Source organism: Sporomusa sp., from assembly GCF_035561255.1.
In the GTDB taxonomy this organism is placed as follows: Bacteria; Bacillota; Negativicutes; order Sporomusales; family Sporomusaceae; genus Sporomusa.
The window spans coordinates 1-9134 of sequence record NZ_DATMXX010000369.1 but is presented as its reverse complement, the minus strand read 5'-3'; the positions used below and the strand labels follow the sequence as shown (position 1 = coordinate 9134).

The following is a 9134-nucleotide window of genomic DNA, read 5'->3' as shown; positions in this document are numbered from 1 at the left end:
TAATTTTGAGAAAAAATCTAATTTTTTTACTAAGTAAGTTGAAAATGATAGTTTGCCAAGCCTGTTATACCAGTTATTACGGGTGCTAGGCGGATGGCATGAAACTTGCGAAAACGAATACTGTACAGTGTCTATAACAATCCAGAACGAGAGAATTTATGGAAGGGGGGAAGGAGCCGGCTTATATACGATCGGATTTCACGCCTGATATTCATCGGTAAAGGGGAGAAAAGATGAAACAATTAGTACTTAGCAGAAGACAATTTCTGAAAGCGACTGCCGTAACTGGGCTTGCGGCCGCGCTTGGCAGCTCGCTGAACGGACTCACGCGAACGGAAGCTGCAGGGGAACCTGCAACAACATCAGAGACAAAAATCATTAGGACATGTTGCCGGGGATGTATTGGCAAATGCGGCATCCTGGCACATGTGAAGGACGGTCGTTTGATTAAGCTCGAAGGTGATCCGGATCAGCCAATGACCAGAGGCCGGGTTTGTGCCAAAGGACTTGCCGGTATACAGGCACTTTATAATCCAAACCGCAATAAGTACCCGATGGTTCGTGTCGGTGCGCGCGGTGAAAACAAATGGAAGCGGGTATCCTGGGAAGAGGCTATTGACACCATCGCTAAAAAGCTCATGGACGTTCGGGAAAAATACGGCGCCGAAGCCGTACTCTGCACAACCGGCGGCGGTGGAAATCCGGAATTCGGCAGTGTCAGAAGGTTTGCCAGCGTATTCGGTACACCGAACTGGTTTGAGCCAGGCGCTCAACAGTGTTATATGCCAAGAACGCTTACCTACAAACTGATGTATGGACAAACAGAAATGTGGTATCAAACTACCAGTATCGCAGACAGCGAAGCTCATGAAATTTACTTTCACGAAGATACGCCAATGAAATCACTGGTATTGTGGGGAGCATGTCCCGCCTATAATAGTCCCTCTCAGGGCGGCCGGGCGGTTGCAGAACTAAGAGCAAGAGGCGTGCAGACTGTTGTTGTCGATCCACGCTTTACGGCAGATGCTGCCAAAGCGGACGTGTGGCTGCCAATCAGACCGGGCACCGATGTGGCGCTCGAACTATGCTGGACTAAATATATTATTGATCATAAACTCTATGACGAAGAATTTGTAATGAAGTGGTCAAACCTCCCATTCCTGGTAAACACCCAGACAAAAATGTGTCTCCGTGAAAGCGATATTACACCTGGTGGTGATTCTAATACTTATGTGGTATGGGATAAAAAGACTCAATCAGCCAAACCGCTGCCTTATCCATGGGATGACAATCTTGAACCCGAGTTGTTTGGTGCTTTTACGGTTAATGGCATTGAATGCAAGACCGGCCTCCAGCTTTATAAAGAGCGATGCGAACCGTTTACGCTTGAAAAGGCGGCCGAAATCTGCTGGCTTGAAGCAGATAAGATTGAAAAAGCCATAAAAATTTATGCCCAGGGCCCTGGCGGTCTCAGCCTTGGCGTTGCTACCGATCAGAACCCTCAATCGGCACAGGCAGCAATGGCAGCCTGTGCGCTGGACTTAATGATGGGCTATGTACAAAAACCAGGGGCGCTTCTCCAAAACTTTGGTGATGTCAAATTTGCTGATTCTGCTGTTTCACCGCTGTATAAATTCATATCGCCTGAACAATTTAAAAAACGTCTTGGCGGCATTGAGTATAAGGGCGCGAATTCATGGGGATCTTGCCACAATCCGACTGTTCTGGAAGCCATCAAGACAGGAAAACCTTATCCGGTAAAAGTATGGCTTGAGCGTTCCGGCAATAAACTTGCCATGCTTGCTAATGCATCGTCATGGATTGAAGCCCTGGAGAAGATGGATTTCATTGTTCACATGTATATGTATCCTACATCATTTTCAGCTTATGCCGATGTTCTGCTGCCGACTACGGAGTGGCTGGAGTCAGATTATGTCGTTCCGCCGCTCAACATGTTGTTCGTGCGGCAGGCGGTTACGCACACCTATGAAACTATGAATGAAACTGTGATCTGGTCTAAAATTGCCAAGCGGTGCGGAGAACTGGGGCATCAGGCCTGTAAGGATGCGTTTGATCTGGAAAAAACGGCGCCGGAACAGCCTTATTGGGACTCCATGGAGGAATTTCTTGACTGGAATTGCAAGAAAAAACTAGGTATGACATTTAAGGAACTTGCTCAAAAAGTGCCTTATGAAGCCATGCCTATCAAAAAATGGCGCAGATATTATACGTACAAGGAGATTGATCCGAAGACTGGAAAGCCTAAAGGTTTCGGCCGGCCAAGTCAAAAAGTCGAGATTTACGGCGAGGCATTCATCACTTTAGGGCGGACAGGGGCTCCGGTAAGTCCTTACCCGCTGCCGCCGGCCTCAAAAGACTATGATCCGCTGCCATATTTCGAGGAGCCTTTTGAAAGTCCGCTGGAAGGCAGTGAACTTGCCAAGAAGTTCCCGCTAGTTATGACTAACGGCCGGCTGCCATATTTCCATCATGGAACGTTGCGGAACATTCCCTGGCTAAGAGAAATTTATCCCGCTCCTGAAATATGGATTCACCCCAAGGCCGCTAAAAAATATGGAATTACCCAGGGTGAGTGGGTGAATGTCGAGTCCCAGCGCGGTAAAATTAAGGCTAAAGCTTGGGTAACGGAGGGAATTAATCCCGGAGTGGTCTATATGGAAAGGTTTTGGACGCCGGAAACCCTAAACACGGATACGCATGGCTGGCAGGAAGTCAACGTTAACGTACTTTCCAAGAATGATGCTCCATTCAATGATGTTATAGGCACGTATACCCTCAGAGGATATCTCGTCAAGGTATCGAAAGCTGATGGTCCGCCTAAAGGCGTTTGGCTGAAACCGGAGGAGTTCAAGGCCTGGCTGCCTGAGCCTTCTGATCCTACTCCGTTAAAGGATAAGGAGGTATAAGAATGACACAAAGAACAATGGTAGTTGATTTAGATCGCTGTATTGGCTGTAAATCATGCGAAGTGGCATGCAAACAGGAAAATGGTGTTGTTCTTGGCTGTACATGGAATAAAGTGCTGACAGTGGGGCCGACTGGTACGTATCCGAATTTACAAATGTACTATCTGCCGGCCATGTGTCAGGAATGCAAGAGCGCACCGTGTGTTAAGGTTTGTCCGACGGGGGCGTCCTATAAGAGCGAAGAGGGAGTTGTCCTCATCGACAAGGAAAAGTGCATCGGCTGCCGGTATTGTATGATGGCCTGCCCCTATGGAGTCCGTACCTTCAACGAAGAGACAAAGGTAGTGGAAAAGTGCACGCTGTGCGCCCAACTGCACACCAATGGCGAGCAGCCGGCCTGTGTCAAAAATTGCCCGGCGTCCTGTCGGTTTGTTGGCGACATCGATAATCCCAACAGTGATGTTGCCAAAGTCATCCAAAAAGCTGGCAACGAAAATGTGCATGTCCTGCCGGATGTCGGAAACCGTCCTTCTGCCCGGTATATTATGCATAGCAAAACGGCCGCATGGAGGGAGTGAGCATATGAGTATTCAATGGCCATTGGTTTTCTTTACATTGTTTATCGGACTTGGCTGTGGAACCTTTGTTGGTTCTATTATCCTGACTGAATGGTATGGCAAGGCAAAACAAATTAGAACTGTAAGTTCGCTGGTTGCGATTGTGTCAATCGGCGTCGGTGGCGTGGCAAGCACCCTGCACTTAGGCCATCCGGAGCGGATGTTTGGTGCGCTGGGTCATCCAACCTCCGGAATCTTCATGGAATCCATGATGAGCTTTCTGCTGGGTCTAGCCATAATCGTTTATCTTTTGGCACTCCGGAGAGACGCTTCTGCTGGGACATGCAAAATGATCGGAACCGTTGGTGCGGTACTTGCAGCCGTACTTACTTTCGTTAATGGCGATGCCTATGTAATGGCATCCATACCTGCATGGAACACATTGATTCTGCCGGCATTGTATTTGGCTTCAGCAGCCGTTATGGGTTGCTTCAGTATCAGCGTATTGCTTGCACGTACAGCAAACTACAAAGTAGCGACAACGGAAACGGCAGCGACAATAGAAACAGCAGCAACAACGGAAATGATAAAACGGGCGACGCTGATCGCACTTGCCATGCAAGCGGTAGTACTCGTTGCGTACTTGGTCCACATAGCCATGGCGCCTTACCCTGATGTGACTCGCTCCGTCACGAGGGTTTTGGCAGGCAATCTGGCACCGCTTTTCTGGGGTGGATTGGTGCTGCTTGGTTTAGTGGTTCCCGCAGCGTTGCTGACCAAGTTTTACACGAAAAATAATGAAGATATGTTGGCTAAAGTTGGTCTATGCTCCGTTCTGGCAGCAGGCGTTGCTTTTCGGGCCTTAATGTTTTTGCTTGGAAGCAGTATTAAGCAATATTTTTAAATTTAAAATGATAAAAGTGGGGAAGAGATCGCATCTCTTCCCCGACTGTGATAAAACAGTGAGGGAAGAACGTGGAGAAAATATCAGAGTACTCAATAATTATGGAAAACAGGGAGAGTTTGTACCGGTTTTTAGGACGATTCTACCAGGTTGAAGTCGATCAGACGTTACTTGAACAGATGAAAGGCATGTGGTTTCCTGACGAGTGTGGTGAAGACGAACTTGCCCAAGGATACCGGATGCTTAGCGCGTATTGTCTGCATCTCAATAGCGATCCATTGACCGATCTGGCTGTGGACTACGCGAGGGTATTTCTTGGGGCGGGGATAGCCGGAAACGATGCTGCCTATCCGTACGAGTCGGTTTATACAAGTCCAAAGCGACTGATCATGCAAGATGCGCGTGATCAAGTGGTAGCAGCCTACCGCGCAAAAGGCTTGACCAAGCTGGAAACGCTCGATTTTCCGGAAGATCATATCGCCCTTGAACTTGAATTCATGGCGTACCTATGCCAGGAGACACAACAAGCTTTGGCTGTGAGTGACTGGCTGGCAGTTTCCGTTTGCCTTAAAGAGCAGGCGGATTTCCTTGGACAGCATTTGCTAAACTGGGTTCCTGCGTTTTGTGCCGACATCGAGAAGTATGCCGAAACAGGGCTTTATAAAGCTGTTGCCAACATAACTATTGGCTACTTACGATTGGAACGCACTATCCTTGAAGAGCTAATTGAAGAAACTGTTCCAGAGGTCGGCGCATAGATGACCTCACGGCGAACCTTCCTAAAAATATCCGGAGGAGCGTTTGCCCTTCTTCTCGGACTTGGAGAAGCCTCTAAACTCTTGCCGCATAAGGCGCTGCTCCGTCCCCCGGGAGGCCAGGACGAGGCATTATTTATCTCGAGATGTCTCAGATGTGACCGTTGTAGAAGTGTCTGCCCAACTTCTGTAATCGGATTGGCGAATTTATCGGACAGCATCTTAGATGCACGTACGCCGGTGATGAAGTATCATCTCGGCTACTGCAACTTTTGTAACAGATGTGTAGAGGTCTGTCCCACCCGGGCGCTGACCCCTTTTGACAGCAAGACTGTAAAGATTGGTCTGGCGATAGTGAAGAAGGATATTTGCATTGCCTGGGACTCAGGCGGTTGTAAGGTGTGTATGAAGGCGTGCCCCTATCAAGCGATCACGCCTGACGGACAGAGTCGCCCTATAGTCGATCCCCATAAGTGCAACGGCTGCGGTATTTGCGAGAAAGTCTGCCCCGCGTTGGTGATGAGGTCATATATTGGCGGCAATGTTCGCGGTATTGTCGTCACACCCATTGCTGCGAGAGGGGATAAAAGCATATGAACAGGAATGGAACAAGGACGCTTAGGTTGACATCCATGGCGGTCGTGGCGATCACAATTATGATTGGTGCGCTCAAAAGTGCCGGTACGGGGTCATTTTCTGCTTTCGGCGTAGAGAATATTTCCGCAATTTGCCCGCTGGGCTATCTGGAAACAGCGTTTGCCAGCCGGGATGTCATGCCGCATCTGCTCATTTCTTTTCTCGTGATCGCGGTACTGACCGCCTTGCTGGGCCGTGTCTTCTGCGGCTGGGTCTGCCCCATTCCTCTGGTGCGAAAATTATTAGTCAACAAAATCGATGAAGGCCAATCGGCCAGTACAAAGGATAGCTCCCAGGACGGATCACCGCAGCCTGTTCTTAAAGAAGGTGAGGCAGCAGAGGTTGCAGGTTTTCAAGAGGGTCCTGCTGCTAAAAAAAAGTCCTCATCAGGACTCATTATTCTCGGTGTAACCCTAGGGACTTCCGCCATTTGCGGTTTCCCCGTATTCTGTCTGATCTGTCCGATTGGACTCGTCTTTGCCACATTATTTGCCTTGATGCGCCTCATTCATTTCAACGAACCGACCATGGATCTCATTGTTTTTCCTGCTATCGTCATTATTGAACTTGTACTCTTGAAAAAATGGTGTAGCCAACTATGTCCCGTCGGAACTTTGCTCAGCATCTTTAGCAGGTTCAACCGCAGTCTTGTGCCTACCGTAGATCGTTCCCTCTGTCTGGAAGCAGGCACTGAAAACAAGTGTCAGCGATGCCGTAGTGCTTGTAGCTTTGATATTGATATTAAGACCGGCCTAGGAACAGGGGGGATCAGCGATTGCACCAAGTGTAGAGAATGTGCAGATAACTGTCCGGTTCAGGCGATTCGATTTCCCTGGAGGTGAATGCTTACATGCTGTCTAAACTCGAACAATTTACACAAGCCTGTATCAAGCTGGAAAAGCGGGGGATCGTCGTGCATGAAGAGCGGTGCCTGCGCAACCGGCATCTTCACAGCTCTTGCCAGCTTTGTTTTGCGATCTGTCCCCATGGTGCCATCCTTTGCTCGGAAGGCTTTGCCTTACTCGCCGAAAAGTGTACCGGCTGCGGTGCCTGCGCTTCAGTCTGCCCCGGCGGTGCGCTCTCTGCTAAGCTGCCTTCTTATAACGAGTTACACTCACTGGTCGCTCTGCATGTGGAGCACTCGGAAGCGGTTGCTTTCGCTTGTGAGGCCTATCTTAAAATCCATCCTGCCGAGCGTCAGCGTGCTATCGCCGTGCAGTGTATCGCGCGGTGCGATGAAGCCATTCTTGTCAATGCAGTACTTCGGGGGGCAACCAACGTGGCCATTCTCAATGCCTCCTGTGCAAATTGCTTGCAGAACAAGCTTTGCAGCCTGTCGCAGACAATGGCTGATACGGCAAACCGGTTATTGGAACGCTGGCAGTATCCTAACGTGATTGCACTTACGGAGAAGATTCCGGCAAAAATCAAACCTCTGCCTATCACGGCAGGCGAGGTGACAGGTATGTCCCGCCGCGACTTTCTCACCGCATTTAAAAGAAAAAGTACAAGCCTGTTTAGCCAGGTGCTTCCGGAAATTATCTCCGGTGCCGCTGATAAGCAACCGGAAAGCAGTATTGTACGGCAAAATTCCATGGTAGAGTCGAAGTATTGGCCGGATAAGTGGTCCTCGTTGGTTAACTTGCTAAAACAACTTAAGAGCCCGCCGGACCCGGCAGACTTTTCGAGCAGCCTCTGGGGAGATATCCGCATTGCTGATAACTGCAATGGCTGTGGAGCCTGTGCTGACGTTTGTCCGACTGAGGCCATGGTTATTCACAAGCAGGATAGCTTTTGGAGCGTTTCCTTGGATGCGTCGCGCTGCACGCAATGTGGTTTATGCCAGGATGTCTGTTGCGGTGGAAGTATCGAAATGATCTCAACCGTCGCCCTGGACACCATACTTGCCCAAAGGCCGCGAGTGCTCATCGTAAAAAAACAGGAAGATATTAATAACTTATTTGAACCGGTAGAACAGCGTATGGCGCGTTTGTTGGGGTGCGCGGTTAAAAATTGAGAAGGGGCTATGTGAAAACTTGAATCCAAGTTAACCGCAGCCCTACTTTGTACTTGTTTTATCCTCAAAATTAAGTGAGTCCGTACCACTTTTCGTGATACGGGCTATTTTTTTGAATTACCCACCACCAGAGAAGTGTAAAGCCTAGTTTTCACCAGTATCTTCGCGCACTTTACAGCGATGATCGAGTCAGCGAAGGCGAGAACAGCTGGGGCGGCAGTTGACTCAACCTAGACCATCGACTGACCGCGCTATTTAGAATGTTTGGCAAAATAAATAGGCGGATTTGCAAGGTCACGGATCGCCTCCACCATGCAAATCCCTCCGGTAAGGTTAAAAACCTTTCATCTTCACTGGGACGGGCTAAATAAGCACCTTTAAAAGCCTTATATACCAAGGGTTCAGGGGACTACAGAGTTAAGAACGGTTTTGTTAATGATGCTGCGTACACATTAACACCATGGAGTGTACAGTTCTGCTGAAAAGAAAACACATCGCGTCCAGCGAAGCTGGACGTTGCTAGCCGGTGAAAGTCCGGTGCGGGTAATCGTCAGGGAGCCCGTTAGCGTAACTGCCATGCGTAGGAGAAATCCTGGGTATAGAAGCGCAGGGGTAAGCAGTCAAACAGACTGCGGGCAAGCATGCAGGCCGTAATGAAAATGAACACTGCCGCATCGAAATCTTTGGCCTGTCGTGAGATGGGAGCAAGCGGGAGCCGAGCCTTGTGTGTTGGTGCGAAGGCCATGGACGAGAGGAAGAACCTGAAAAGCACTCTCAAAGAACCCGTCGGTGTACGAAGTGGCGGCATGTATGCAAAGCAGCGTCCGGAACTGGAGAGGCCCTACTCATCACAACAAAAGTTGTGAGAAACAAAACTCTAGCCAGGAAAGGGGCTCAACTTTGTTCACGCTTTCGACGGAGGTAAGAGCGAGTGAATGCCCACAAGGCTAACAACACCATCGATAAAGTTCGACAACTTCAGAGGAAGCTATACCTTGCAGCCAAGGTAAACAAGAAGCACAGATTTCACGCCCTATACGACAAGATTTATCGTAAAGACGTACTGCCTAATAACTTGAGATTATTTACAACAAATTTTGTTTAATTTTTGGGGGTCAGTTCAAGGCGTGGCTTAATGATATTCGGAATCATGGCTCTCGAGAGCCGTAATATTCAAGAAGTCATGAGCGAGTTGTGCCTTTCTAATAATAATGTGGTATAATCAGGACAAATGTTTTTAAGGGAGGTGTGAATATGTCCCTTTTAACAACTATTCCAATTAATAATATTGAAATTTCTTGCGATTATGATACTAGTGAGCGAGCCGGAGCTGGTGGA

7 protein-coding genes are annotated in these 9134 nt (G+C 48.7%); all 7 read left to right on the top strand.

Annotated features, from left to right (window positions below; all coding sequences use genetic code 11):
* Window positions 1-233: 233 nt before the first annotated feature.
* The 7 genes from VN379_RS21065 to VN379_RS21035 all read left to right on the top strand — a co-directional run bounded on the left by VN379_RS21065 (window position 234) and on the right by VN379_RS21035 (window position 7796).
* Window positions 234-2927: a molybdopterin-dependent oxidoreductase gene (locus tag VN379_RS21065; protein ID WP_325537516.1), complete on the top strand. Its 2694-nt coding sequence runs from the start codon at window positions 234-236 to the stop codon at window positions 2925-2927.
* Window positions 2928-2929: 2 nt separating this feature from the next.
* On the top strand, window positions 2930-3505 hold the full coding sequence (locus tag VN379_RS21060) for a 4Fe-4S dicluster domain-containing protein (protein ID WP_325537514.1): 576 nt from the start codon (window positions 2930-2932) through the stop codon (window positions 3503-3505).
* A 4-nt stretch (window positions 3506-3509) separates the two neighbouring features.
* Window positions 3510-4388, top strand: a complete 879-nt coding sequence (locus tag VN379_RS21055; RefSeq protein WP_325537512.1) for a dimethyl sulfoxide reductase anchor subunit family protein — start codon at window positions 3510-3512, stop codon at window positions 4386-4388.
* A 71-nt stretch (window positions 4389-4459) separates the two neighbouring features.
* The gene (locus VN379_RS21050) at window positions 4460-5146 is read left to right on the top strand and encodes a molecular chaperone TorD family protein (RefSeq protein ID WP_325537510.1); all 687 of its coding nucleotides are present in this window, start codon (window positions 4460-4462) and stop codon (window positions 5144-5146) included.
* Window positions 5147-5740, top strand: coding sequence for a 4Fe-4S dicluster domain-containing protein (locus VN379_RS21045; protein ID WP_325537508.1), 594 nt, complete (start codon window positions 5147-5149; stop codon window positions 5738-5740).
* Window positions 5737-6621: a 4Fe-4S binding protein gene (locus VN379_RS21040; protein WP_325537506.1), complete on the top strand. Its 885-nt coding sequence runs from the start codon at window positions 5737-5739 to the stop codon at window positions 6619-6621. The genes VN379_RS21045 and VN379_RS21040 overlap by 4 nt, the downstream gene beginning before the upstream one ends.
* Before the next feature lie 8 nt (window positions 6622-6629).
* Window positions 6630-7796 carry a 4Fe-4S binding protein gene (locus tag VN379_RS21035; protein ID WP_325537504.1) on the top strand — a complete coding sequence of 389 codons (1167 nt, stop codon included), beginning with the start codon at window positions 6630-6632 and terminating at the stop codon, window positions 7794-7796.
* The last annotated feature ends 1338 nt before the right edge of the window (window positions 7797-9134 follow it).

Coding starts and splice junctions, on each gene's coding strand:
- VN379_RS21065 (WP_325537516.1), top strand. CDS start 234: ATGAAACAATTAGTACTTAGCAGAAGACAATTTCTGAAAGCGACTGCC.
- VN379_RS21060 (WP_325537514.1), top strand. CDS start 2,930: ATGACACAAAGAACAATGGTAGTTGATTTAGATCGCTGTATTGGCTGT.
- VN379_RS21055 (WP_325537512.1), top strand. CDS start 3,510: ATGAGTATTCAATGGCCATTGGTTTTCTTTACATTGTTTATCGGACTT.
- VN379_RS21045 (WP_325537508.1), top strand. CDS start 5,147: ATGACCTCACGGCGAACCTTCCTAAAAATATCCGGAGGAGCGTTTGCC.
- VN379_RS21040 (WP_325537506.1), top strand. CDS start 5,737: ATGAACAGGAATGGAACAAGGACGCTTAGGTTGACATCCATGGCGGTC.
- VN379_RS21035 (WP_325537504.1), top strand. CDS start 6,630: ATGCTGTCTAAACTCGAACAATTTACACAAGCCTGTATCAAGCTGGAA.